The sequence below is a fragment of the Kitasatospora sp. NPDC056184 genome, from assembly GCF_042268405.1.
Taxonomy (GTDB): Bacteria; Actinomycetota; Actinomycetes; order Streptomycetales; family Streptomycetaceae; genus Kitasatospora.
Genome location: NZ_JBHJUI010000004.1, coordinates 52,746 through 77,026, shown reverse-complemented (window position 1 = coordinate 77,026; position 24,281 = coordinate 52,746). Strand labels below are relative to the sequence as shown.

General features: G+C 75.3%; 19 protein-coding genes and 1 pseudogene. 11 read left to right on the top strand and 9 right to left on the bottom strand.

The genetic code is table 11. From position 1 onward, the window contains the following. Positions 1–144 precede the first annotated feature (144 nt). The 3 genes from ACFC0B_RS10260 (at position 145) to ACFC0B_RS10250 (ending at position 2,935) form a co-directional block, all read left to right on the top strand. Entirely contained in the window at positions 145–756 is a 612-nt protein-coding gene (locus ACFC0B_RS10260; protein ID WP_376084499.1) for a TIGR03086 family metal-binding protein, read from the top strand. 393 nt (positions 757–1,149) lie between these two features. Beyond that, complete coding sequence (locus tag ACFC0B_RS10255; RefSeq protein ID WP_376084497.1) at positions 1,150–1,440, top strand: SH3 domain-containing protein; 291 nt, start codon at positions 1,150–1,152, stop codon at positions 1,438–1,440. 211 nt (positions 1,441–1,651) lie between these two features. Continuing rightward, positions 1,652–2,935: an MFS transporter gene (locus ACFC0B_RS10250; RefSeq protein WP_376084495.1), complete on the top strand. Its 1,284-nt coding sequence runs from the start codon at positions 1,652–1,654 to the stop codon at positions 2,933–2,935. Here ACFC0B_RS10250 and ACFC0B_RS10245 read toward each other — a convergent pair. Both ACFC0B_RS10245 and ACFC0B_RS10240 read right to left on the bottom strand, forming a co-directional pair. After that, positions 2,919–3,254, bottom strand: coding sequence for a hypothetical protein (locus ACFC0B_RS10245; protein ID WP_376084493.1), 336 nt, complete (start codon positions 3,252–3,254; stop codon positions 2,919–2,921). The two genes, ACFC0B_RS10250 and ACFC0B_RS10245, sit on opposite strands and share 17 nt — an antisense overlap. A gap of 110 nt (positions 3,255–3,364) precedes the next feature. Beyond that, positions 3,365–4,846: an amidase gene (locus tag ACFC0B_RS10240; RefSeq protein ID WP_376084491.1), complete on the bottom strand. Its 1,482-nt coding sequence runs from the start codon at positions 4,844–4,846 to the stop codon at positions 3,365–3,367. A gap of 98 nt (positions 4,847–4,944) precedes the next feature. On the opposite strand from ACFC0B_RS10240, the gene ACFC0B_RS10235 reads away from it, so the two are divergent. The 3 genes from ACFC0B_RS10235 (at position 4,945) to ACFC0B_RS10225 (ending at position 7,857) form a co-directional block, all read left to right on the top strand. Further along, positions 4,945–5,799: a helix-turn-helix domain-containing protein gene (locus ACFC0B_RS10235; RefSeq protein ID WP_376084489.1), complete on the top strand. Its 855-nt coding sequence runs from the start codon at positions 4,945–4,947 to the stop codon at positions 5,797–5,799. Between the two features lie 91 nt (positions 5,800–5,890). Then, positions 5,891–6,589 (top strand): hypothetical protein, encoded by a 699-nt coding sequence (locus ACFC0B_RS10230; RefSeq protein WP_376084487.1) that lies wholly within the window; start codon positions 5,891–5,893, stop codon positions 6,587–6,589. After that, complete coding sequence (locus ACFC0B_RS10225; protein WP_376084486.1) at positions 6,586–7,857, top strand: nucleotidyl transferase AbiEii/AbiGii toxin family protein; 1,272 nt, start codon at positions 6,586–6,588, stop codon at positions 7,855–7,857. Before ACFC0B_RS10230 ends, ACFC0B_RS10225 begins: the two co-directional genes overlap by 4 nt. Positions 7,858–8,243: 386 nt before the next feature. Here ACFC0B_RS10225 and ACFC0B_RS10220 read toward each other — a convergent pair whose 3' ends face one another. Both ACFC0B_RS10220 and ACFC0B_RS10215 read right to left on the bottom strand, forming a co-directional pair. Then, positions 8,244–11,423: a hypothetical protein gene (locus tag ACFC0B_RS10220; protein WP_376084484.1), complete on the bottom strand. Its 3,180-nt coding sequence runs from the start codon at positions 11,421–11,423 to the stop codon at positions 8,244–8,246. A gap of 161 nt (positions 11,424–11,584) precedes the next feature. Then, positions 11,585–12,511, bottom strand: coding sequence for a LysR family transcriptional regulator (locus tag ACFC0B_RS10215; protein WP_376084483.1), 927 nt, complete (start codon positions 12,509–12,511; stop codon positions 11,585–11,587). A gap of 135 nt (positions 12,512–12,646) precedes the next feature. On the opposite strand from ACFC0B_RS10215, the gene ACFC0B_RS10210 reads away from it, so the two are divergent. From ACFC0B_RS10210 to ACFC0B_RS10200, 3 genes are all read left to right on the top strand, one after another. Further along, positions 12,647–13,807, top strand: a complete 1,161-nt coding sequence (locus tag ACFC0B_RS10210; RefSeq protein ID WP_376084481.1) for an iron-containing alcohol dehydrogenase — start codon at positions 12,647–12,649, stop codon at positions 13,805–13,807. 94 nt (positions 13,808–13,901) lie between these two features. Beyond that, entirely contained in the window at positions 13,902–14,480 is a 579-nt protein-coding gene (locus ACFC0B_RS10205) for a TetR/AcrR family transcriptional regulator (RefSeq protein WP_376084479.1), read from the top strand. Positions 14,481–14,650: 170 nt separating this feature from the next. After that, positions 14,651–15,688: an agmatine/peptidylarginine deiminase gene (locus ACFC0B_RS10200; protein ID WP_376084477.1), complete on the top strand. Its 1,038-nt coding sequence runs from the start codon at positions 14,651–14,653 to the stop codon at positions 15,686–15,688. A 53-nt stretch (positions 15,689–15,741) separates the two neighbouring features. Here ACFC0B_RS10200 and ACFC0B_RS10195 read toward each other — a convergent pair whose 3' ends face one another. From ACFC0B_RS10195 to ACFC0B_RS10185, 3 genes are all read right to left on the bottom strand, one after another. Then, positions 15,742–16,905, bottom strand: coding sequence for an agmatine deiminase family protein (locus ACFC0B_RS10195; protein WP_376084476.1), 1,164 nt, complete (start codon positions 16,903–16,905; stop codon positions 15,742–15,744). Positions 16,906–17,065: 160 nt separating this feature from the next. Continuing rightward, a complete protein-coding gene (locus ACFC0B_RS10190; RefSeq protein WP_376084474.1) occupies positions 17,066–17,863 on the bottom strand; it encodes an ATP-binding cassette domain-containing protein in 798 nt (265 codons plus the stop codon). Beyond that, positions 17,856–18,536 (bottom strand): ABC transporter ATP-binding protein, encoded by a 681-nt coding sequence (locus tag ACFC0B_RS10185; protein ID WP_376084472.1) that lies wholly within the window; start codon positions 18,534–18,536, stop codon positions 17,856–17,858. Before ACFC0B_RS10185 ends, ACFC0B_RS10190 begins: the two co-directional genes overlap by 8 nt. Before the next feature lie 17 nt (positions 18,537–18,553). Between ACFC0B_RS10185 and ACFC0B_RS10180 the strand changes: the two are divergent. Beyond that, positions 18,554–19,990 (top strand): annotated as a pseudogene (locus tag ACFC0B_RS10180) (urease subunit alpha); the annotation flags it as partial. Between the two features lie 206 nt (positions 19,991–20,196). Here the strand turns inward: ACFC0B_RS10180 and ACFC0B_RS10175 are convergent. Then, positions 20,197–20,586 (bottom strand): peptidoglycan-binding protein, encoded by a 390-nt coding sequence (locus ACFC0B_RS10175; RefSeq protein WP_376084470.1) that lies wholly within the window; start codon positions 20,584–20,586, stop codon positions 20,197–20,199. Between the two features lie 237 nt (positions 20,587–20,823). Continuing rightward, positions 20,824–23,577, bottom strand: coding sequence for an AAA family ATPase (locus tag ACFC0B_RS10170; RefSeq protein ID WP_376084468.1), 2,754 nt, complete (start codon positions 23,575–23,577; stop codon positions 20,824–20,826). A gap of 276 nt (positions 23,578–23,853) precedes the next feature. On the opposite strand from ACFC0B_RS10170, the gene ACFC0B_RS10165 reads away from it, so the two are divergent. Continuing rightward, on the top strand, positions 23,854–24,156 hold the full coding sequence (locus ACFC0B_RS10165; protein ID WP_376084466.1) for a hypothetical protein: 303 nt from the start codon (positions 23,854–23,856) through the stop codon (positions 24,154–24,156). Positions 24,157–24,281: the final 125 nt, after the last annotated feature.

Genomic DNA, 24,281 nt, shown 5'->3' with positions numbered 1-24,281 from the left:
GCGCCTCACCACCGCCACGGACGGTGATCGCGAACGGTGCCGGTCTCCGAAGATCCGCAGGACAACGGGCTCCGATTCCCCTGGCGCGTCACGCCCCGTAGCGGTTTACTGGGAGTGAGCAGGGCAGGAGACGGAGGCCCGGCGATGGAATGTCCCCACCCACCCGGATTCCACGCTGAGGTCCGCGCACAGTACGCGGCCGCCGGCGCCGAAACGGCCCGGCTGCTGCGCTCGATGTCCGAGGACCTCTGGACAGCGCCCACCCCGTGCCGCGACTGGGATGTGCGCACGCTGGTCAACCATGTGGCGGCCCAGCACCTGTGGGTGTGCCAGGCGGTCGCCGGCTACACCCCGGAGCAGATCGGCCACCGCTTCGAGGGCGACGTGCTCGGCCGCAACCCGCTGGGCGTCTGGGCGATGGCGGTGCGCAGCGCGCAGCGCGCGCTCAACCGCCCCGGCGCCCCCGACTTCCTGGTCCACCTCCCGTACGGCCTGCGGGACGCCGGCGGGTACGCCCGGGAGCTGACCGCCGAGACGGTCGTGCACGGCTGGGACCTCTCCCGAGCGCTCGGCGAGCGCGGCCGGATGCCGCCGGACGCCGCCCGGTACGCGCTCGCCGAGTTCCGCGGCTACCGCGACCTGGTGGGCACCGGCCGCTTCGACCCGCCGCGCACCCCGCCGCCGGGCGCCGACACCGAGGACCTGCTGCTGGCCCTCACCGGCCGCGATCCGGCCTGGTCCGCCGACCGGATCTGACCCGAGGCATCCGGGCCGCCCGGGTCCGCCGAACCGCCGCCGTCCGGCCGGTCCCGGTCAACGGCGGCCCGGGTCCGGTCGTCGACCTCGCCGGGGAGGGCGCCGGCGTCGCGGCCCTGCGCCTCGACGACGGCCGGATCACCGCCCTCTCCATCGTCCGCTCCCCCGAGAAGCTCACCCGCCCGGGCCGCGAGACCCCGCGCACCCGGTGCGGCGCGACGCCCCACGGGTGGCCCGTCCGGGCGAACCGACCGCCGCGAAGCCGCCGAAGCGGCCGATCGCGCCGGTCGCTCTCCTAGGCTCGCGGCGGCACGGGGGACCGTCGCGGTCACGCTTGCCGGACCCGTGCCGCCTCGGGCCATGTGCCGTCGACGAAGGAAGAGCGAGGAAAAGATGGGTACACCCAGCGAGCCTTTCGGGACCGTTGTCAGCGAGATCGGAGTCAACATCCGGGAGTTCCCCAGCACCGACTCCTCCGTCGTCGGCACCTTCCCGTTCGGCGCCAAGATCGGGCTGCGGTCCAAGGTCAGGGCGCAGAACATCGACGGCAACGACATCTGGTACCTGCTGCGCGACCGCAACGCATGGGTCGCGGCCCGGCACGTCGCCAACACCGGCACCGTGCCGTTCGCCAAGGACGCGGCAGGGGGCTCGGGGGCGGCGGCCGCGGGGGGACAGGGGTAGGCCGCTCCGGGCGGTGGCGGGCGGTGACGGGCGGTGACGGGCGGTCGTCGGCCGCCGGCCCCGCCGCCGCCTCGTCGGCCATCGCCTCGCGCCGGGCACGGCCGGGGCGGCCGCGGGATCGTTGACGTCCGATTCTCGCCAGCCCAACGCCCCTCCGGCTTGGTGGACTTCGGGCATCGATCACGCACCGTGCCCGGACAGGAACACCCCCATGCCCGACACCGCCATGCCCGACACCGCCCGCCCCGCCCCGCACTCCCCGCCGAAACGCCGGGCCCGTGCCCGGACCGGCGGGTGGCCCGCCGTCCTCGCCGTCACCGCGGGCGTCTTCGCCATCGTCACCACCGAGATCCTGCCGGTCGGCCTGCTCACGCCGATCGGCGACACCTTCCGGATCTCCGACGGCACCGCCGGGCTGATGATGACCCTGCCCGGCCTGGTCGCCGCGGTGGCCGCGCCCGCCGTCACCGTCGCGACCCGCCGGGCCGACCGCCGCACCATTCTCTGCGCCCTCCTGCTGCTCCTGGCGGCCGCCGACCTGCTGAACGCCTTCGCCCCCGGGTACGGGGCGGTGCTGGCGGCCCGGGTCGCCCTCGGCCTGGTCATCGGCGCCTTCTGGTCGATCGGCTCGGGGCTCGCCCCGCGGCTCGTCCCGCCGGACCGGCAGGCCCTCGCCAACACCGTGATCTTCACCGCCGTCCCGCTCGGCTCCGTGCTCGGCGTCCCGGCCGGGGTGCTGCTCGGCTCGCTCGCCGGCTGGCGCGCGGCCTTCGCCGCGATGGGCGTCCTCACCCTGCTGGCCCTGGCCGCCCTGCTGTGGAGCCTGCCCCCGCTGGCGCCGCCGGCCACCACCACCGGCCTCGGCGTGCTGCGCGGACTGCTCGCCGGCCGGGGCACCCGCACCGGCCTGGCGGTGACCTTCCTGATCGTCCTCGCCCACTTCGGCGGCTACACCTACGTCACACCGTTCCTGGCCGAGGTCACCCACGCCGGACCTGGCCTGATCGGCGGACTGCTGCTCGCCTACGGCGCCGCCGGCCTGCTCGGCAACCTGCTCGCCGGCCGGCGCGCCGCCCGCGCCCTGCGCCCGGTGTTCACCGCGGCGGCCGCCCTGCTGGCCGCCGCCACCCTCCTGCTGCCCCTCCTCGGCACCACCGGCCCCGGCGCCACCGCGCTGCTGCTGCTCTGGGGCGTGGCCTACGGCGCCGTCCCGGTCTGCTCGCTCAGCTGGTTCCTCGCCGCCGCCCCGCACGCCCCCGAGGCCGCGGGCGTCCTGTTCACAGCCTCCTTCCAGGCCACCATCGGGATCGCCGCCCTGCTCGGCGGCGCCGTCGTCGACCGCACCACCCCCACCACGGTGCTCCTCCTGGCCGGTGCCACCGCCCTGCTCGCCGCCGTCACGGCCCTGCTGACCGCCCCGACCGCCCCGACCGCCCCGACCACCCCGGCCGCTACGACCGCCGAGACCGCCCCGGCCGCTACGACATCCCGATGAGCACGCCCGTGGGCAGCAGGGTCAGCCCCGCACTCAGCGACCAGTACACCCACCCGCCGACGGCCCGCCCGGACCGCCCCGCCCGGCCCCGGACGCCCTCGTTCGCCAGCCACCACAGCGCCGCGGAGGCCAGCACCACCGGCCCGCACAGCACCAGCCACGGCAGCGGGCCGTCGTTCTCGGTCGGCTCCCCCACCGTCCACCCCAGCGCCGCCAACGGCCAGTTGACGGCGAAGTACCAGAGCAGCCAGAGCGGCACCACGGCCGGCACCCCCAGCAGCAGGTTCACGACCGCGGCGGCCGGTGAGTACGTTCGCATCCGGCCAGTATCCCCGGCCCCGGGCGGGGCGCCGTCCGGGGCGCCGTCCGGGGCTCTGGGGCGACACCCCCGTGGTCGCCCCCGGCCCGGATCACGCCCCGCGGCCCGGGCTACCTGCTCCCGGGCCCGCGGCCACCGCCGGAGCCCGGCGGGCGGCGGTCGCTCCAGGGGTGGGCGAGCTCCAGGGTCCGGGACACCTGGAGGAGGAGGTCCTCCCGCCACGGTGCGGCGACGAGCTGGACGCCGACCGGCAGGCCGGTGGCGCCGTCGTGGTGGAGCGGCAGCGAGACCGCCGGCTGCCCGGTCACGTTGAACAGGGAGGTGAAGACCCCCATCGGATAGCTGTTCCGCAGCGCCATCAGGGGGTCCTCGTCGGTGCCCGCCCGCCAGGCGCCGATCCGCGGCGGCAGGCACGCCATGGTGGGCGTGACCAGCAGGTCGAAGCCGGCGGTGAAGCCCTCGACGACGCGCCGCGACAGCCGCTGGGCCGCGAGCACCCCCTCCGCGTAGGCCCAGGAGTCGACCGACCGCGCCGCGTCGCGCAGGGCCCGGTTGTGCGGCTCGATCCGCTCCGGATCGGCGAGCGGCACCCCGGCGCCGCCGATGTTCCACATCGTCGTGAACGCCGTGACCAGTTGGTCGGTCCGGGGCAGCGGGAGGCGGGTGTCGACGATGTGGTGGCCGGCCGCTTCGAGCGTGCCCAGGGCCAGGGCGACGGCCGCCGCGCACGCCGGGTCCACCGCCACCCCCTCGACCGGGGAGTCGACGAGCACGCCGATCCGCAGCCCGGCGGGCGGGTCCGCCCACATCGCGTCGGCGAAGGAGCCGGCCGGGGACGGCGGCGACCACCAGGCACCCGGGTCGTGCCGGGCGAGCACGTCCAGGACGGCCGCGGTGTCGGCCACGGAGCGGGTCACCACCCCGCTGGAGCCGAGCCCCTCCACGGCCACGGTCGCGCCGGTCACCCGCCCGCGCGTGGGCTTCAGGCCGACCAGGCCGGTGCACGAGGCGGGGATGCGGATCGAGCCGCCGCCGTCCTCGGCGTGCGCGAGGGGCGCCATTCCGGCGGCGACGGCGACGCCCGCGCCGCTCGACGAGCCGCCCGGAGTCCGGTCCGGGTCCCACGGGTTGCGCGCGATGCCGAGCGCCTCGCTCTCGGTGAAGGGCAGCGTGCCGAACTCGGAGGTGGTGGTCTTGCCGAGCAGCACGAACCCCGCGGCCACGAACCGCCGGACCACCGGGTCCGAGGCCGCGGCCGGCTCCCGGGAGGCACCGGCCGAACCGTGGGTGGTGGGCCAGCCGAAGACGTCCCGGAGGTCCTTGACCGGCAGCGGGACGCCGAGGAACGGCGGGAGGTCGTCGGTCGACCCGGCCCGCACCACCGCGTCGGCCGCGGCGGCCGCGGCCCTGCGGACGGCGTCGTCGTCGCGGTGGCAGAAGGCGTTCAGCCCGGGGTCGAGCTCGTCCATCCGCGCGAGGTAGTGGTCGGCCGCCTCGACCGGGCTCACCTCCTTGTGGCGGACGGCGGCGGCGAGTTCGACGGCCGACCCGAAGGGGTCGATCGGTGGGTGCGTCACGAGCGGGTGCGTCACGAGCGGTCCTTTCCCGTCCCGGGCTCCCTGCCCGGGGCCACCAGGTTCGCCGCCCCCGGGGCCGCCGGTCTTGGACGAATGTCCCGTAGCCTGGCGGCATGCGACCCGTCGAGACGCCCCGCGCCGCCGCGCCGCTGTGGGACGTCACAACTCCCGTGCCCCCCGGCCGGATCGGGGGCATCGCCATGGCGGGATTCCGCGCCCGCACCGCCGGCCCCCTCGACCTGGAGGTGGTCCCCTATCCGGCCGTCACCGTGGCCGTCGACCTCGGCGACGCCCCGCTCGCCGTCGGCGGCGCCGAGGGCGGCCCGCAGGAGACCGGCAGCGTCGTCGTCGGACTCGCGCCGCACGGCCTGCGCGGGCGCGGACGGGACGTCGAGTGCCTGCAGATCCGGCTGTCGCCGGTGGTCGCGCACGCCGTCCTGGGGCCCACCGGGGACCTGCGCGGCGGGATCGTCCGCCTCGACGACCTGTGGGGCCGCGACGCCGCCCGCACCCAGGAGCGGCTGCGTGCCGCCGGTTCCTGGGCCGACCGGTTCGCGATCGCCGAGGCCGCGCTCGCCCGCCGGTACCGGGACGGGCCCGCCGTCGATCCGGAAGTCGCGTTCGCCTGGGGACAGTTGGTGGCCCACCGGGGCAACGTCCGGATCGACGGACTGGCAGCCGGGGCGGGTTGGAGCCGCAAGCGCCTCTGGTCGCGCTTCCGGCACCAGATCGGCCTGACGCCCAAGCACGCGGCCCGGCTCGTCCGCTTCGACCACGCGGCCCACCGCCTCGCCGCCGGCCAGCGCCCCGCCCTGGTCGCGGCCGAGGCCGGCTACGCCGACCAGTCGCACCTGCACCGGGAGGTGGTCGCCTTCGCCGGGGCGACGCCGACGGCCGTCGCGGCCGCCCCCTGGCTCACGGTCGACGACGACGCCTGGGCCGCCCCCGGCTACCTGAGGACGATCTGACGCTCCGTCCGCGCCGCCCCGTCCGGCGGTCGGGCGGCGGTGCACCTCACCGGCCGCCACCGCTGTCGGAGGCCTCTGGCACGATGCCGTCATGCGCACCACCCGCCCCGACCGACACCCCGACGGCACCCCGGCCGCCCTGCCCCAGCTCCGGGGCGACTTCGAGGTGCACCTCACCGTGCGACCGGGCGCCGCCGAGGCGCTGGCCGCCTGGGCCGCCGAGCACGGCCTGAAGTTCACCCACATCCTGCTGGCCCGCGGCACGGCGCCCTCGCAGCCGATGCTCACCCTGCGCGCCACCGGGCCGCTGGACGAGGTCGCCGGGACGGCCGCCCGGACGGCGCGGCGGCTGGCCGGGGCCGGGTTCGCCGTGCTGCGCACCAAGATCGAGGCCGCGCCGTGGGCCCGCGGCGTCCCGGCCGAGGACGGGGACGCCGCCGCGCACGGACCGGCCCGCTACTTCGAGCACCACGTCAAACTGCTGCTGCCCGGGCCCGCCCCGGCGCCCGGTCTCGCCGACCTCGCCGTCCGGCACGGCGCCCACCTGTCGCACAACCCGCGCCGGGTGCGCGAGGACGGCCGCTTCGAGTGGTTCGTCACCCAGCGGTGCCGCCGGGTCGGCCTGGCCACCGCCGGCCGGCGCCTGGAGGCACTGCTCGCCGAGCTCACCGCCGACGGCCACCGGATCGCCTCCGTGGAGCGCGAGTTCGTCGCCGTGGACAGCGACGAGGCGCTGGACGCGGGCTGGCTGACCGAGAACGACCGCACCACCGAAGGAGAGACCCGATGACCAAGGAGCAGCCCCTCGTCTGGGAGGGCCTCGACCACGGGCCGTGGGAAGGCCTGTCGCTGCCGGGGCAGCCCCCGTCCGAGGACGTCCGGGAGGAGCGGGACCTGCCCCGGTCCATCCTGCCGATCGACGCCGAGGGGGTGCGCCAGCAGCCGGTCTTCGACCCCGCGCTCGCCGGCTACGCCCGGGCCCTGCGGCCGAGCGAACCCGTCTTCGGCGACCCGCTGCTCGCCGAGCGCTGGCTGACCGCCCGGCGCGAGGCGCTGACCACCGTCCTGTCCGCCGTCGCCGCCTCCCCGTGGGCGGGGCACCTCGTCCTGCGCGGCAGCGTCCTGCTGCGCGCCTGGTACGGCGAACAGGCCCGGGAGCCGGGCGACCTGGACTTCGTGGTGCGGCCGACGGACTGGCTGCTGGAGGACGAGCGGACCGGCCGGATGCTCACCGAGCTGGCCGCCGGTGCCGAGGCGCTCTCCTCCGGGACGGCTACCGGCGGGGTCCGGCTGCACGCCGACCGGGCCGTCGGCGACGAGATCTGGACGTACGGCCGGGTCCCCGGACGCCGGCTGGTGCTGCCGTGGACGGCCCCGGGCGTGCCCGGCGGCACCGTCCAGCTGGACTTCGTCTTCACCGAGAGCCTGCCCGCCGAGCCGCGGCCCTGCGAACTCCCCGGCGTCGGCGCCCCGCTGCTCGCCGCCACCCCGGAGCTCTCGCTCGCCTGGAAGATCCTCTGGCTGGTCTCCGACTCCCACCCGCAGGGCAAGGACCTCTACGACGCGGTGCTGCTCTCCCGCGCCACCGAGCTCTCCTACCCCCTGCTGCGCGAGGTGTTCACCCGCTCCGAGGAGAGCTACGCCCGGTGGCCGGTGCTCCCCGCGCAGATCGCCGAACTCGACGCCGACTGGGAGGAGTTCGCCAAGGACTACCCCGACTTCGCCGAGCCGGTCGAGGAGTACCCGGCCCAGCTGCTGGCCGGCCTCTCCCGGACCTTCGCCGGCCGCGGCGAGTACGCGCTGAAGGCGCTCTGGCTCGCGCCGGTGATCGAGGAGCTGCGGGAGGTCCTGGCGCACGAGGGCATGCCCGCGGTCCAGCGGTGGACGACCCGGCGCCACATGCCCCCGTCCATCGCCCTGGTGGTCCTCTGCGAACTCCTGGACGGCGACCTCGCCGCCGCGCGCCGGCTCCTCGGGGACCACGGCCACCCGAACCGGCACCTCGACAGCCTGGCGGAGGCCGCCGACCGCTACGCCGCCGAGCTGGCCGCCGGGTAGCCGTTCGGCACGGGCGAACGGAGCCGCGCCGACTTCGCCTCCGGCTGCGTCCGGCTGCGCACCCGGAGCTGCGGCCTCGACGAAGCCCGGAGGGGCAGCGGCGGCATCGACCCGGAGACCCCGCACGCCCCGCCTCCCCTTCCGCCGCAGCGGCCCCACCGGACGGATCGCCGGTGGGGCCGCTGGGTGGGGCGGGAGCCGGGTCGTCACCGGTCGCCGGTTCCGCGCTCCGTCAGGACGGAGTCACGGAGGCGGCCGCGCGACCTCACTGGCGGGGTACCCGGGAGGCACCGTCCGACGCCGCCGGAACGACGGCGCCGGACCGGGTACCGGACCCGGGCCGGCTATCGGAACCGGGTCGGCCGGCGGCCCGGACCGCTCGCCGGTCACGCGGCCTCGGCCGGGTAGCCGAAGTAGCCGAAGTGGTTGAGGTGGTCGATGTAGTCGAAGGACTCGGGACGCGCCGACTTGTGACCGTGGTGCGGCGGCGACCACTCCTCCTCGACGGTGATGCAGAGCTCGACGGGCGGGCTCTGGACGGGCCGGCGGTCCGGGTCCAGGGCGTCGGCCGTCGCACGGTTGGTGACGTGACCCGCCGAGGCGTCGTGCTCGGTGACCACGTAGCCGCCGGTGCAGGTCGTGCTCTGCCCGGGAGCGAGGGACGTCTCGGCACACGTGATGTCCGAGACCCGGTTGTCGTCGACGGTCAGGTCGGTCAGCGCGGTCGTGCCGGTGTTGGTGACCGTGTAGGTGTAGGTGATCGTGTCACCCACGTGCACCGGACCGGGCAGGTCGGCCCGCTTCGTCAGCGACAGGCTCGACGTGGCGCCCGCCACCGGCACGGTGGCCTGCGCCTGCGGGCTCTGGACGGGCCGACCCTGCGGGTCGAGACCGTTGGCCGTGGCGTGGTTCGTCACGCTGCCGGCCGCCGTGTCCGCGCTGGTCACCACGTAGCTGCCGGTGCAGGTCGTGCTCTGCCCGGCTGCCAGCGTCGTCGCCACGCAGGTCACCGGCGAGACCTTGTCGTCCGTCACCGTCAGGCCGTGCACCGCAGCCGTACCGGTGTTCGTCACCGTGTACGTGTACGTGATCGTGTCCCCCACGTCCACCGGACCGGCGGTACTCGCCCGCTTCGCCAGCGACAGGCTCGCAACCGAGGTCACCGGCACCGTCTCCTGCGCCGGCGGACTGGCCACCGGCCCGCCCTCCGGGTTGAGACCGTTCGCCGTCGCCACGTTGAGCACATGCCCCGCCACCGCATCCGCCGTGGTCACCACGTAGCTGCCACTGCACGTCGTACCCTGCCCGGCCGCCAGCGTCGTCGCCACGCAGGTCACCGGCGAGACCTTGTCGTCCGTCACCGTCAGGCCGTGCACCGCGGCCGTACCCGTGTTGGTGACCGTGTACGTGTAGGTGATCGTGTCCCCCACGTCCACCGGACCGGCGGTGCTCGCCCGCTTCGCCAGCGACAGGCTCGCGACGGCCACCACCTCGACCGTGACCTGCGCCGGCGGACTCTCGACGTGCACGCCCTGCGGGTTGAGAGCATCGGCCGTCGCCACATTGGTGACGTGTCCCGCCACCGCGTCCGCGGCCGTCACCACATAGGTACCGGTGCACGTCGTGCTCTGCCCGGGACCGAGCGTCGTCCCGGAGCAGGTCACCGGCGTGACGTGGTCGTCCGCGACCTTCACGCTGTTCAGCGTCGTCGCACCCGTGTTGGCGACCGTGTAGGTGTAGGTGACCGTGTCGCCCACGTTCACCGGGCCGGGAGTGCTCGCCCGCTTCGTCAGCCCCAGGCTCGACGTCGAGACCACGGGAACGGTGGCCTGGGCGGGCGGGGAGGTGATCGGCGCTCCGTCGGCCGTGCCGTGGGCGAGGGCGTTGTTGACGACCTGGCCGGCGTCGGCGTCCGTCTGGGTGACGACGTAGCTGCCGTGGCAGGTGGTGCTGTCGCCGGGGCTGCCGGCCGGGGCCAGGGTGCCGGCGTCGCAGGTGATGCCGGTGACGCGGTCGTCGGTCACGCCGACGGCGGTCACCTGGACGCCGCCGGTGTTGGTGACCACGTAGCTGTACGGCACCGTCTCCCCGACCGCGAACGGTCCGGGGGCGTCGACGTGCTTGGTCAGGTTGATGCCCGGTGGCGCCACGACCGGCACGGTCTCGGAGGCGGGCGGGGACTCGATCGGGTTGCCGCCGGCGGTGCCGGTGGCCACGGCGGTGTTGGCGATCTGTCCGGCCGCGGCGTCGGCGGCGGTCACCAGGTAGGTGGCCGTGCAGGTGACGGTCTCGCCCGGGGCCAGGGTGACGACGGGGCAGCTGACCGGTCCGACCTTGGGGTCGTTGACGCCCAGGTTGTCGATCGCCACGTTCCCGGAGTTGGTCACCACGAAGTCGTACGGCACGGGCGTGCCGACCGTGATGAGGCCGGGCAGCGGCTGGTGGGCCTGCTTCACCAGGTTCAGCGCGGGCAGCGGCTGGTCGGTGCTGACCACCACGTTGCGGATCAGGTGAACGTCGGTGAACAGGCCGGTCGACCCGGCGAAGCCGAACTTGTAGGTGGCGGGAACGGGCGTCGGAGCGGGGGTGGACAGCACCTGGTGCGGTCCGGTGCCGTCGTTGAAGTCCACGCTGATCGTCAGCACCGGCGACGGCGCGGGGGTCAGGTGCACGTTCACCCGGCGGCGGGACGGCTCCAGGAGGGCCTCCGCCTGCGCCGGGGTCGCCAGGGGCGGCATCACCGTCAGCGGGCCCTGCAGCTGGCCCGGCAGGGTGGAGGGCCACGGGCCGGTGGTGGTGAAGTTGCTGGTCGTCGCGGTCAGGAAGCAGTAGCCGGTCGTGCCGTCGCCGGGGCCGCGGACGGTGACCATGTTGGCGCCCGGCGCCGGGATGCGGAATCCGGTGCCGGCCGGCGAGCGGGTCGCGCAGCCGTCGCCGCGGTGTTCCCAGTCACCGAAGTAGTTGCCGAGGACGTCCAGCCCGACACCCAGGTAGCCGCGGTCGACACCGGGCAGGAAGGTGAGGCTCGGGTTGTCGTCGGGGAGCTTCTGCGCGTAGCCGAGGCTGCCGCCGAAGGCGCCCGGGTGGGTGAGCGAGGTGTCGCCGTTGACCAGGAAGAAGGAGATGCCGTCGGCCGGGGTGGCGGGCGTCGTGCTGCCGTACTGCCACTGGTCGAAGGAGACGTCCAGGCCGTTGCCGGCCGGCAGTGCCTGGTCGAACAGGACGGCGCCGCTCTGGTCGTTCGAGGCGTCGGTGATCCGGAGGTATCCGTGCGGCGCGGCGTTCAGCGGCGGCACCGGCCCGACCTCGATGGCGGGGCAGCCGCCGAGGGGGTGGCCGCCGGGGGTGAGTGTGCCGGCGGGCGCGCCGGTGAGGCACGCGGCGCCCACGGCGGTGAAGCGGGGGTCCGCCGTGGCCCCGGTGAAGGTCTCCTGGAGCAGTGGCGTGCCGATGGCCAGGACGCGGTCGCCGCTGCTCGCGGGCGCCTGCCCGGGGGTCGGTTGGGCCTGTGCCGGTAATCCGGTGAGGCCGGCGCCGAGCATGCCCAGCAAGGTTGCGGTCGTCACGAGGCGGGCCGTGCGCTGCAGAAGCCGCGACGGACCGCAAAGGTCGCTTGTCATGGAAACACTATGTACACATATTATTACTATCTGTCATTCTGGCGAGCCGTCACCGTACGCCATCAGGGTCCCCGCGGCGACCTCCGCCGGAGCGACCTGACCATCGGTCACGCCCGCTCGGGCAGCAGTTCGACGGCGCGGTCGGCGACCTCCCGGTGCAGGGCGTCGCGCACGGCCCGCACGGCGGGCCGCGTCACCGCCTCGCGCCGCACGACCAGGGTGATCGGCAGCCGGATGTCCACCTCGTCGGCCAGCAGCCGCCGCAGCCCGGCCCGCTCGGCGAGGAAGGCGGGCAGCACGCCGATACCGGCCCCCAGCCGGGCGGCCTCGACCTGGGCGAAGACGTTGGTGGAGGAGAACGCGGGTGCGCTGCCCGGCAGATGGCGTTCGATGTCGAGGTCGCCGACCTGGAGCATCGACTCGATGTAGAAGATCAGCGGATGCTCCCGCAGCGCGCCCACCGTGTCGGGCGCCCCGCACCGCGCGAGGTACTCGTCGGCGGCGTACAGGCCCAGCGCGTAGTCGGTGAGGTGCTCGGTGACCAGCCGGCTGCGCGGCGGCCTGCCGATGGTCACGGCGAGATCGAAGCCGGCCGGTCGCAGCGTCAACTGCCGGGTCGCCGTGATGAGTTCGGCCTGGAGCCGGGGGTGGCGCCGACGCACCCGGGCCAGCGCCGGAGTGGCGAAGGCGGTGCCGAAGCCGTCCGGCGCGCTCACCCGGACGGTGCCGTGAAGCGACGGCGCGTCCTGCCCGGACACCGCGTCGACGGCGCGGACGAGGGCGTCCTCGATCGCGCGGGCGCTCTCGCAGACGGCCTTCCCGGCGTCCGTCAGGGCCCAGCCCTCGGTGCCGCGTTCCAGCAGTCGCACGCCCAGGCTCTTCTCCAGTGCGGCGATGCGGCGCGACACGGTGGTGTGGTCCACGCCGAGCGCGTCGGCGGCGGTCACCAGCCGACCCGTCCGGGCGACCGCGAGCAGATATCGCAGGTCGTCCGCGCGGAGCCGGTCGCCGAGCGGGCGGGAGCGGGGGCGCACCGGACCACCCTATCTGCATCCGCGCACACCCCGTCTGCGCGATTGACGCTTGAACGCACACCCGCGCGGGCGGCACAGTCGAACCTTCCCGGCGGGGCGCCCGGCCACCGCCCTCCCACCGTTGAGGGGTTCTCCATGGTTGCCGGCCTCGCCCTGCCCCGGATCATGCGTGTCGGCCGCGGCGCCGCCGCCGAACTCGGCGACGTCCTCCGGGAGCTGGGGCTCAGCCGCCCCCTCCTGGTCACGGACGCCTTCCTGGCCGGCAGCGGCGCGGCCGAGCGCCTGACCGCGACGCTGCTGGACGCCGGGCTGCACCCGCGGCTGTTCGCGGACACCGTGCCCGATCCGACCACCGACTCGCTGGTCCCGGGACTGGAGGCGCTGCGCGCGCACGGCGCGGACTCGGTGATCGGGTTCGGCGGCGGCAGCCCGATGGACAGCGCCAAGGCGCTCGCCCTGCTGGGCGTGCGGGGCGGCGAGATGCGCGACTACAAGGCGCCGCGCGTCAACCGCGGGCCGGCGCTGCCGGTGATCGCGGTCCCGACCACCGCCGGCAGCGGCTCGGAGGCGACCCAGTTCACCGTCATCACCGACAGCGCCACGGACGAGAAGATGCTCTGTCCGGGGCCGGCGTTCCTGCCGATCGCCGCCGTGATCGACGTCGAGCTGACCATGTCGATGCCGTCCCGGCTGACCGCCGACACCGGTGTCGACGCCCTCACCCACGCGGTCGAGGCGTATGTGAGCCGCAGGGCCAACCCGTTCTCCGACGGCCTCGCCCTCACCGCCATCGGCACCATCGGCCGCCATCTGCGCCGCGCCTACGCGGACGGCTCGGACGCCGGGGCGCGCGAGGCCATGATGCTCGCCGCGACCCAGGCGGGCATCGCGTTCTCGAACTCCAGCGTCGCCCTGGTGCACGGCATGAGCCGCCCGATCGGCGCCCACTTCCACGTCGCCCACGGCCTGTCGAACGCCATGCTGTTCCCCGCCGTGACCGCCTTCTCCGTCCACGCCGCGCCCGCCCGGTACGCCGACTGCGCCCGCGCGCTGGGGGCCGCGACGGCCGCCGACCCCGACGACGCGGCCGCCGGCCTGCTCGTGGACGCCCTGCACGCCCTCTGCCGCGACCTGGACGTCCCCACCCCCCGCAGCTACGGCATCGCCCACGACAGCTGGACCCGTCTCACCCCGCTCATGGCCGAGCAGGCCCTGGCCTCGGGCTCCCCCGCCAACAACCCCGCCGTCCCCACCGCCGCCCAGATCGAGGACCTCTACGCCCGGATCTACGGCTGACCCTCCGCCGCCCCGCCGCCCCACCGGCCCGCGGCTGACAGGACTTTCAGCCCACGGGCGCGCCCCGGGCCGGACCCGGGTAAGGTGGCGGATCATGGCCAGTCGTAAAACGTCGATCTTGGAAGCAGCCGCGCGGGTGATCGCGCGCCGCGGGGTGCGCGGACTGCGGGTGGAGGAGCTCGCCGCCGAGGCGGGGGTGTCCACCGCGCTGATCTACTACCACTTCAAGGACCGCACGGGGATCCTCAAGCAGACGCTGGAGTTCATCAACGACCGCGCGGAGCGGTACACCACCGAGCGCGCCGCGGACGCGCCGCCGCTGACCGCCCGCGAGGAGCTGGAGCAGACCCTGCTGCTGGAGCTGCAGGACTCCGTCGAGGTGCGGGAGAACAGCACCGCCTGGGGTGAGCTGCGGGCGAGCGCGGTGTTCGACGAGACGCTGCGCGAGGACCTGGCGCGGGCCACCCGGATCTGGGTGCAGGAGGTCGCCGAGCTGCTCGGCACGGTGCGGCCGATGTCCTCGGCGGTCGCGCTGGCGGGTGCGGCGGAGCGGCTGACCGCGCTGCTGGAGGGGCTGAGCACCCGCTGGCTGAGCGGCAGCCTGCCGCTGGCGCACGCCCGGACGCTGATGACCGACGCGATCGACACCGAGGTGGCCCGGCTCGGGTCCTGACCCGAGGACCGGGCCGCCGGCCGGGTCCGCCCCACCCCGTACGTCACCGCTCCACGGCGGGTCACGCCCGGCCTGTCGGTTTGACTGACTTTTCAGTCAGTGCGACGCTGGAACCGCCGACCGGGCCCCCTCGCCCCGTCCGGGCACCCCCGCACGATCGGGAGAACCTCATGAGCCACTACCGCGACGACCGGACCGCCGAACCCTTCCCCCGGGTGCCGGCGGACGACGTCCCGCACGCGCGGACCTGGATGTCCTGGCCCTCCCGGCGCGGCGTGTGGGGGCTGCGGCTGGGCGGGGTCCAGCAGGACATCGCGCTGATCGCCCGGACGATCGCCGCGTTCGAGCCGGTGGTGATGTGCGCTCCCGACGACTGGACGGCGGGCAAGGCCCGCTCGCAGTGCGGCCCCGGCGTCGAGGTGATCACCGCGATCCCCACCGACGACCTGTGGATGCGCGACATCGCCCCGGTGTTCCGCCGGGACGGCTACGGCGGCCTGGACGCCGTGGTCCTCAACTTCAACGGCTGGGGCGACAAGCAGGTGCACCACGACGACGCCCGGGTCGCCGAACGGCTCGCCGCCCACCGGGGGCTGCGCCACTCCTACGCGGACTTCGTCGGCGAGGGCGGCGCGATCGAGACCGACGGCGACGGCACCGTGATGGCCACCGAGAGCAGCCTGGTGAACAAGAACCGCAACCGGGGCATGAGCCGGGACGAGATCGAGGAGGCCGTCCTGGAGGCCTACGGCGCGGACACCATGATCTGGCTGCCGGGCATCAAGGGCCAGGACATCACCGACGACCACGTCGACGTCACCTCCCGCTTCGTGCGCCCCGGCGTGGTGATGGTCCAGCTGCCGCCGGCCGACCGCGACGACGCGTGGGCCCGGGACGCCCGCGAGCAGTTCGCCCTGCTGTCCGCCGCCACCGACGCCCGGGGCCGCCGCCTTCAGGTCATCCCCGTGCACGGCCCGGACACCGTGCGCTCCCGCAGCTCGAAGTTCGTCGACTCCTACCTCAACTTCCACCTCGTCAACGGCGGCGTCATCACCACCCGGTTCGGCGACCCCTCCAAGGACGCCGCCGCCGGGGAGGCGCTCGCCGCGGCCTTCCCCGGCCGCGAGGTGGTGCAGCTCGACGTCGACCGCCTGATGGCCGGGGGCGGCGGCATCCACTGCTCGACCATGCACGAGCCGCTGCCGTAGCCGACGGGGCCGGGACCGGGGCGAGCACCGGTCCCGGCCCCGGCCTCACGGCCTCAGACCGCCGGCTGCTGCTGGGTGGCGCAGTGGATCCCGCCACCGCCCCCGGCGATGTGGTGGATGTCGACCTGGGTGACCGTGCGCCCCGGGTGCAGGTCGCCGATGACGCCGGCCGCCCGGTCGTCGGCGGCCGGGTCCCCGAAGCGCGGGACGATCACACCGCCGTTGCAGACGTAGTAGTTGATGTAGGTGGCGAGGAAGTCCTTGCCCGCGCCCTGGATCAGCTCGAAGTCCGGCTCGGGCAGGTCCACCACCCGCAGCGGGCGCCCCTTCGCGTCGGTCGCGGACTCCAGCACCTGCCGCGCCTGCGCCGAGGCCGTGGTCCAGACGTCCGGCGGGGTGTCGGCGGCGGGACGGTGCAGCAGGACGGTGCCGGGCTCGGCGAAGCGGGCCAGGGCGTCGACGTGGCAGTCGGTGATGTCCTGCCCGGCGACGCCCTGGAACCAGATCACCTTCTCCACGCCCAGCAGCTCCTTGAACGCCGCCTCGATCCGGTCCCGGGACACCCCGGGGTTGCGGTTCTCGTTGACCCAGGAGCTCTCGGTGGCCATCAGCGTGCCCTCCCCGTCCACCTCGATGCCGCCGCCCTCGCCGGTGACCGGCGCCTGGAGGCGGGTGATGCCGTAGTGGGCCGGCAGGGTGCGGGCGACCTGGCTGTCGTTGGCGTGGGTCTGCTTGCCGCCCCAGCCGTTGAAGTTGAAGTCGACCCCGGCGAGCCCCTGCGGGCCGGTGACGAAGGTCGGTCCGGTGTCCCGGGCCCACAGGTCGTCGACCATCAGGTCCAGCACCTCCACCGAGGAGCCGCAGGCCTGGCGGGCCTGGTCGGCCTGGTCGGGGCGGGCCAGCAGCACCACCGGCTCGAAGCGGGCCACGGCCCGGGCCAGGCCCGCGATGTCCTGCCGGACGCCGGGCAGCTGGTCGCCCCACACCTCCTCCAGGGCCGGCCAGGCCATGAAGGTGCGGGTGTGCGGGGCGGACTCGGCCGGCATCGTCCACCCGCCCGCCGCCGAGGTGTCGGCCGGCCCGCCGGCCGGAGCGGTGGTGCCGGGGCCGGACGGCTGCTCCCCGCCGCCGGAGGAGCAGCCGCCGGCCAGGGCCAGGGCGGCGAGCGCCGCACCGGACTGGAGGAGCGAGCGGCGGGAGGGCCGGGGATGAGCCATGGAGCCTCGTTCCGGTGGGTGGGGCGGGGTTCGGCTCCGCACGCTACTGACCGCCGGGTCAGGACCCGGCGCGGCACGCATCCGCCGTTCGGGGGGAATCCGCGGGCCGCCGGCCGCCCCGGCCCCGCAGGTCCCACCGCCTGCCGGGCCGGGGCCGTCCTCACAGGGCGCGGCGCGCGGCGGCGATCCGGTCGGGATCCCAGCCGGGCCGGGGGACGGACTCCAGCAGCAGCCGGGTGTAGGGGTGCCGCGGGGAGTCCAGGACCTCGGCGGTGGGGCCGACTTCGACGACCCGCCCGTGCCGCATGACGACGACGTCGTCGGTGACGCAGCGGACCACGCCGAGGTCGTGGGTGATGAACAGGTAGCCGACCCCGGTCCGTTCGCGGATGTCGGCGAGCAGGTTGAGGACCTGCGCCTGCACCGACACGTCCAGCGCGGCCACCGCCTCGTCCAGCACCAGCACGGCCGGCTCGACGGCCAGCGCCCGCGCGATGGCGACGCGCTGGCGCTGGCCGCCGGAGAGCTGCCGGGGCAGCGCGTCGGCCGCCCGGCCGCCGAGGCCGACCTGGTCGAGGAGTTCCCGGATCCGGGCCTCGTGGTCGGTGCCGGGGGCGTGCAGGCGCAGCGTCTCCCGGAGCGCGGCCGCCACGCCGGTGCGCGGGTCCAGGGAGAGGTACGGGTCCTGGAAGACCATCTGCACCTCGCGGGCGCGGGCGAGCCGTTCGGCCTTCCCCCGGGCCCGCCCGCCGCGCTCCCGGCCGCGGACCAGGACCCGGCCCGCGTCGGCCTGTTCGAGGCCGACGACGATCCGGGCGGTGGTGGTCTTGCCGGAGCCGGACTCGCCCACGATGCCGAGCGATCCGCCGGCGGCGAGGGTGAAGGAGACGTCGTCCACCGCCCGTACGGTGCCGAAGGTTCGACAGAGCCCGGTGACCTCCAGGACGGCCTCAGGCATCGGTGCGGCTCCCTTCGAGCGGGTGGTGGCAGGCGACCGGGTGCGCCACGGGGGTCTCCGCGCGGCACAGCGCGGTCGCGAACGGGCAGCGCGCGGCGAACGCGCAGCCGGTCAGCTCCTGGCGCGGGTCCGGTGGTTGGCCGTCGATCGCGGCGAGCCGGCCGGGCCGGGCATCCAATCCGGGGGTGGCGGCCAGCAGCGCGGCGGTGTAGGGGTGGCGCGGCCGCTCGAACAGCGCCCCGGCGGGGCCGCTCTCGACGATCCGGCCGGCGTACATGACGTGGACGCGGTCGCTGATCGCGGCGGCGAGACCGAGGTCGTGGGTGACGAACAGCAGGCCGGTGCCGAAGCGTTGGCGCAGCCGGCCGAGCAGCGCGACCACCTCGGCCTGGCTGGTGACGTCGAGCGCGGTGGTGGGCTCGTCGGCCAGCAGCAGGACCGGGTCGCCCATCAGCGCGGCGGCGATCATGACGCGCTGCAGCATGCCGCCGGACAGCTGCCCGGGGTGGCGGCGCAGCAGCTCCGGGCCGAGGCCGACGGCGTCCAGGAGTTCGATCGCGCGCCGCTCGGCGTCGGCCGCGCCCGTCCGGCCGCCGAGCCGGACCCCCTCGGTGAGGAAGTCGCCGACGCGGCGCAGCGGGTTGATGGCGGCGCGGGGGTCCTGGAAGATCATCGCGGCCCGGCCGGTGGGAGGGCCGGATCGCGTCCATCGGCCGGGCCGGCAACCCCGACACCCTGGACGGCGTGGACGTCGTCGTCGGCACCGGGACGGCGATCGTCTCCGGCGAGGGCCTGATCGCCACCGCCGGCGCCATCGACACCCACGTCCACCTGATGTCGCCGCGGATCATGGAGGCCTCGCTCGCCTCCGGCGTCACCACGATCATCGGCCAGGAGTTCGGCCCGGCCTGGGGCGTCGGCGTCAACTCCCCCTGGGCGCTGCGACACGCCTTCAACAGCTTCGACGCCTGGCCGGTCAACATCGGCTTCCTCGGCCGCGGCTCCTCCTCCCACCCCGCCCCGCTCGTCGAGGCCCTGGCGGAGGGCGGCGCCTGCGGCTTCAAGGTGCACGAGGACATGGGCGCGCACACCCGCGCCCTGGACACCGCACTGTCGGTCGCCGAGCAGTACGACGTCCAGGTGGCCCTGCACACCGACGGGTTGAACGAGTGCCTGTCGGTCGAGGACACCCTGCGCGTCCTGGAGGGCCGGACCATCCACGCCTTCCACATCGAGGGCTGCGGCGGCGGCCACGTGCCCAACGTGCTCAAGATGGCGGGCGTGCCGAACGTCATCGGCTCCTCCACCAACCCCACCCTGCCGTTCGGCCGGGACGCCGTCGCCGAGCACTACGGCATGATCGTCTCCGTCCACGGACTCAAGACCGATCTGCCCGGCGACGCCGCGATGGCCCGCGACCGCATCCGGGCCGGCACCATGGGCGCCGAGGACGTCCTGCACGACCTCGGGGCCATCGGCATCACCTCCTCCGACGCCCAGGGCATGGGCCGGGCCGGCGAGACCGTGCGCCGCACCTTCGCGATGGCCGGCAAGATGAAGGCCGAACGCGGCCCGCTGGAGGGCGACGGCCCCGACGACGACAACGAGCGCGTGCTGCGCTACATCGCCAAGCTCACCGTCAACCCCGCCATCGCGCACGGCCTCAGCCACGAGGTCGGCTCGATCGAGATCGGCAAGCTCGCCGACATCGTGCTGTGGCGCCCGGACCACTTCGGCGCCAAGCCGCAGCTGGTCCTCAAGGCCGGGTTCCCCGCCTACGGGGTCACCGGCGACCCCAACGCCGCCACCGAGACCTGCCAGCCCCTGGTCCTGGGACCGCTGTTCGGGGCCCACGGCGCCACCCCCGCCGACCTCTCGGTCGCCTTCACCAGCCGGGCCGCCGCCGAGGCCGGCAGCCACGCCCGCCCCTACGACGCCATGACCACCCGGCGCCGCCGCGTCGGCGTCCGGAACACCCGCGGCATCGGCCCGCGCGACCTGGTGCGCAACGCCCGCCTCGGCGAGGTCCTCGTCGACGCCCGCCACGGCACGGTCAGCCTCGACGGCACCGCCCTGCGGTCCGACCCGGCCGAGACCGTCTCCCTGAACCGCCTCTACTTCCTCTGACCCCTCCTCCGGCGCACCTCCGGCACCTCACTCGGCGGACCCGGCGGCACCGACACCATGAGGCCCGCCCCGGGATCGGGGCGGGCCTCATGGTCGCGTGCGGCGCCGTCAGCAGCCGGTGCTGGAGCGGATCCACGTCTCGCGTCGTGCCTCGCGCAGGCAGGTCCGCCCGCCAGGTCCGGCGGAACGGCGGGGCAGGGCCCTGATCAGTAGGTCGGGACGAACGGCAGGCAGTAGCCGTTGGGCCCGGCGTACGGGTCGGTCCAGTCGACGTTCATCAGCTTGCTGCCCGTCTGCGGGCCGACGACGCCGTCCGCCTGGCTGGCGCCGAGGACGCTCTGCTGGAAGTACCGCACGGCTGCATCCGTCTTCGGGCCCCACTGGCTGTCCTCGGCGATGGTCGCCCGGCCGGCCAGCCGCAGGTAGTCGTTCACCAGGTGCTGCACGCACCACACGCCGGTGCCGGAGGTGGTGTGGCCGTAGCCGAGGTACGGAGCGCCGGGCGCGGCGCTCGCGCTGCCCGTGAGACCCAGCACCGATGCGCCGGCTATCGCCAGCGCCGCGGTCCCCTTGCCGATCCTGGCCATGACGTTCATCGACGTCCTCCCCTTGTCGTGTCGATCACTGGGGAGGGACGTTAGCAACCGGACGGGACCCGCAGCACCCCCCGTCACGGTGGACGACAGCCGTCCCACCCGTCCCACCGGCCGTCTCACCGCCGCCGGGCTGCGGTGATCGGCCGGCGGCCGCGCGGAGACCTGAGACGTCTCAACCTCGCGGAGACCGCCCGGCGGACGCCGTTCCGACCGGTCGTCGGACGCGCGGGCCGTGCCTCAGCCGGCCGCGCCGGCGTGCAGGAGGTCCCCGGCGCGGGCGGCCAGGCCGTCGGCGCCGCAGCGGGTGGCCAGCTCCAGCCCCCAGGCGAGGGCGTGGCGGGCGGCGGCGGTGGCGCCCAGCGCCTCGCCCAGGTCGACCAGGGCGATCGCGTGCTCGTAGCGGGCGGGCGAGCGCTCCAGGTGCCGGACGGCCTGGGCGAGCAGCTCGGCCGCGCGCGGACGGTCGTGCACCACCGCGCAGAGCCGCAGCGTGCTGCCGATGGCCGAGTCCGTCCCGGACTCCCGGGCCCGGCGGACGGCCTCCTCGGCGAGGTCGCGGGCGCGGTCCGGCTGCTCGGCGGCGACCGCGCGCGCCAGGTGCCCGAGCCACGGCGCCCACACCGTGTTGCGCCACCCGCGCGCGTCCAGGGCCGCGCCGGCGGCGGTCAGCGTCTCGGCCGCGCCGGCCGCGTCGCCCCGGGCCAGGAGGAGGCGGCCGTACAGGGTGGGGGCGTCGGGCAGCACCATCACCGTCGGGTACGGCGGGCCGAAGGCGTGCTCGTGCGCCAGCTCCAGCGCCTCGGCCACCCGGCCGCGCGCCGCCACGGTCTCGGCCAGCGCCCCGACCGCGTCCCAGTGCAGCGGCACGCCCGGGCCGATCCGTTCGGCGATGCGCAGCGCCCGGCGCAGATAGTCCTCCGCCTCCGCCAGGGAGCCGCAGCGGAACCGGAGCATGCCGGTCAGCAGATAGGCGAAGCCGAGGTGGCCGCCGCTCCACCCGGCGACCTCGTACGCGCGGACCGCCTCGGTGAACAGCTCCTCCGCCCGGTCGACCCGGTCGGCGTAGAGGTAGCTGATGCCGAGGATCCCGGGCAGTTCGAAACCCCAGACGGTGTTGGTCCAGCCGAGGCTGCGGGGCAGCCGGCCGCCGGGCAGCGCGGAGTCGGCGAAGGCGATCGCCTCCTCGCGGTCCACGCCGCGCAGCGTGAGGTCCCAGCAGCGCAGGACGGCCACCGCCTGCGCCAGGCCGTTCTGTTCGAAGAGGGACTCGCGCGGGAGCGGTCCGTCCTTCGGGCCGGCGGTCGGGCCCGTCGCGGTGGCGGCAGCGGCGGCGGTGGCCGGGGAGTCCGCCCCGACGTCGCTGAACGCCATGCCGACCGTCTCCAGCATCCGGTCGAACTCCGCGAGCCTGCGGGAGCGGCCGGGGCCGTCCTCGTCCTCGGACTGGAACGCGGCGAACATGAAGTGGGCGACCTCCAGGCGCAGGCGGCCCGGGCCGGGAGAGGTGCGGGCCGCCGCCTCCGCGCACACGGCGGCGGCGTCGCCGAGCCGGTTGCTGTGGGCGAGGGCCTGGGCGAGCCGGAAGGTCGCGTCGACCCGGCGCTCGGGGCTCAGCCCGTACGGGTCCGCGAGGGCCAGGCGCAGCTGGTTGACGGTGGTCGCCGGGTCGGTGAGCAGCGCCGAGCAGCCGAGTTCGTAGAGCACCTCGGCCCGGTCCTCGTCGGCGGGCGGTTCGCTGATGGCGCGGCGCAGACAGCGCTGGGCCGCCTCGGGAGCACCGATGGCCAGGTGCTCGCGGGCCGCCCGGCGCAGCTTGCCGACGACGGCGCTGTCCCCCTCGGGCAGGGTCTCCAGCAGGTGCCGGGACGCCTCCAGCAGGCCGAGTCCGGCGTTCTCGGTCTCGACGGCGGCGACGCCGTGCATCCCGGTGCGGGTGGCGGGAGGCATCGACTGGTAGACGGAGGTGGCGATCAGCGGGTGGACGAACTCCAGCCGGCCGCCCGCCGTGGCGACCAGCACCCCGTGCCGGCGCAGCTCGCGGACGGACTCGGCGGCGGTCTCCGGGCCCTGCGCGCAGACGACGGCGGCGAGGTCCGGGCGGATGTCGGTGCCCAGCATGGACGCCGCCCAGGCGAACCGCACCGCGGTCGGGCCGATCTTGTCCAGCCAGTGCCGAAGCGTCATCCCCCGGGTCCCTGCCGCGAGTTCGCGCAGCTGAACGGTGCTCTCCTCGATCGGGTCGAGGCGCTGGTCGACCACCTCGCGCAGCAGGGCGGTGGTCTCGTACGGGTTGCCGGCGGTGACCGCCCAGACATGGCGGCAGAAGGCGTCCTCGGCCCCCGCGCCCAGCGCGGCGCGGACCAGCCGCGCGACCGAGGCCGGCTGGAGCGGCCGCAGTTCGTGCCGCCGGTCGGCCCGGCCGACGAGGCCGCGCTGGAGCGTCAGCGCCTCGTCGGGGAACTCGTCCCGGCAGGCGAGCACCAGCAGCGCCGGCAGCTCGCGCGCGCCCACTGCGAAGCTCGCCAGCCAGCCGAGCGACTCGGCGTCCGCCCAGTGCAGGTCGTCGACGATCACGACCACCGGGGAGCGGCGCTGCACGAGGCGGGTGAGCACGAAGTCCAGTCCGTCCCGCACTCCTTGCGGATCGAGCTGCCCGCCCGGCCGCAGCAGCCCCACCGCCGGACCGACGATGTCCTCCCAGGGCCCGAACACCTGCGCCCGCTCCTCGTCGGACAGGGCCGCCAGCACCGGCCGCAGCAGTTGGCGCACCACTCGGAACGGCTCGTGCCGCTGCCGCTCGCCGCCCCGGGCGAACAGCACCGTGCACCCCGCCCGGCTCGCCTCCCGGCGCACCTCGGTCAGCACCGCCGTCTTGCCCAGCCCCGCCGCACCGGTGTAGACCAGCAGCTCCCCGAGCGCCGCCCCGGCGGGCCGGGTCAGCGCCTCGACCGCCCACCGGGCCGACCGGATCTCGGCCTCGCGCTCGTGCAACGGACAGTCACCCTGGCCCCCGTCGGCCACTGTCGCCTCCAATTCGCGTCTCCACGCCCCTCGTTACCGCCGAGGCTACTGCCGAACGGGCGAATCCGGTGCGGGCTTGACAATCAGCCCGTTCGGGGGAACGCGGGCCGGCCCGTCGCGCCACCCTTGACACGTCGCACCGGAACAGTTCGCCCGAACCGGCGACTTGCGCACTAAACACGGATCAACACGGGCAACCCACCCTTGGTCCCGGACGGGACACCGGCGCAACGAAAGGCGGAGACCATGAGCGTGATCCAGACGGGCAGGCTGCAGCTGAACTCCACCAGCCGCTCGGCGGTCACCGGCGGCGACACCTCCACCTTCACCCAGGTCACCTTCCCCACGTCCTTCCCCGACGGCGCGGAGGTGATCGTGGTCCCGTTCGTCCAGACCTTCAACGGCCCCGACACCCCCGGCCTGCGCATCGCCGACGTGACCACCACCGGCTTCAAGATCCGCCTCAACGAACTCGTCGGCCGCGGCAGCGCCCTGTCCGACGGCCCCCACACCACCGAGACCATCGGCTGGATCGCCGGCACGGTCTAGGGCCCGCCCCCCCCGCCCCCGGGGCCGGCCCCGGCGCCCCCCCCACCCCCGGGGGGGGCCCCACCCCCCGCCCGCCCCCGCGCGGGCGGCGGGCCCGCGGCGGGGGCGGGCGGGCGGGCCGGCCG

Excerpts from the sequence above, each read along its gene's own strand:
- ACFC0B_RS10260 (WP_376084499.1), top strand. The coding sequence starts at position 145 with ATGGAATGTCCCCACCCACCCGGATTCCACGCTGAGGTCCGCGCACAG.
- ACFC0B_RS10255 (WP_376084497.1), top strand. The coding sequence starts at position 1,150 with ATGGGTACACCCAGCGAGCCTTTCGGGACCGTTGTCAGCGAGATCGGA.
- ACFC0B_RS10250 (WP_376084495.1), top strand. The coding sequence starts at position 1,652 with ATGCCCGACACCGCCATGCCCGACACCGCCCGCCCCGCCCCGCACTCC.
- ACFC0B_RS10245 (WP_376084493.1), bottom strand. The coding sequence starts at position 3,254 with ATGCGAACGTACTCACCGGCCGCCGCGGTCGTGAACCTGCTGCTGGGG.
- ACFC0B_RS10235 (WP_376084489.1), top strand. The coding sequence starts at position 4,945 with ATGCGACCCGTCGAGACGCCCCGCGCCGCCGCGCCGCTGTGGGACGTC.
- ACFC0B_RS10230 (WP_376084487.1), top strand. The coding sequence starts at position 5,891 with ATGCGCACCACCCGCCCCGACCGACACCCCGACGGCACCCCGGCCGCC.
- ACFC0B_RS10225 (WP_376084486.1), top strand. The coding sequence starts at position 6,586 with ATGACCAAGGAGCAGCCCCTCGTCTGGGAGGGCCTCGACCACGGGCCG.
- ACFC0B_RS10210 (WP_376084481.1), top strand. The coding sequence starts at position 12,647 with ATGGTTGCCGGCCTCGCCCTGCCCCGGATCATGCGTGTCGGCCGCGGC.
- ACFC0B_RS10205 (WP_376084479.1), top strand. The coding sequence starts at position 13,902 with ATGGCCAGTCGTAAAACGTCGATCTTGGAAGCAGCCGCGCGGGTGATC.
- ACFC0B_RS10200 (WP_376084477.1), top strand. The coding sequence starts at position 14,651 with ATGAGCCACTACCGCGACGACCGGACCGCCGAACCCTTCCCCCGGGTG.
- ACFC0B_RS10195 (WP_376084476.1), bottom strand. The coding sequence starts at position 16,905 with ATGGCTCATCCCCGGCCCTCCCGCCGCTCGCTCCTCCAGTCCGGTGCG.
- ACFC0B_RS10190 (WP_376084474.1), bottom strand. The coding sequence starts at position 17,863 with ATGCCTGAGGCCGTCCTGGAGGTCACCGGGCTCTGTCGAACCTTCGGC.
- ACFC0B_RS10185 (WP_376084472.1), bottom strand. The coding sequence starts at position 18,536 with ATGATCTTCCAGGACCCCCGCGCCGCCATCAACCCGCTGCGCCGCGTC.
- ACFC0B_RS10175 (WP_376084470.1), bottom strand. The coding sequence starts at position 20,586 with ATGAACGTCATGGCCAGGATCGGCAAGGGGACCGCGGCGCTGGCGATA.
- ACFC0B_RS10165 (WP_376084466.1), top strand. The coding sequence starts at position 23,854 with ATGAGCGTGATCCAGACGGGCAGGCTGCAGCTGAACTCCACCAGCCGC.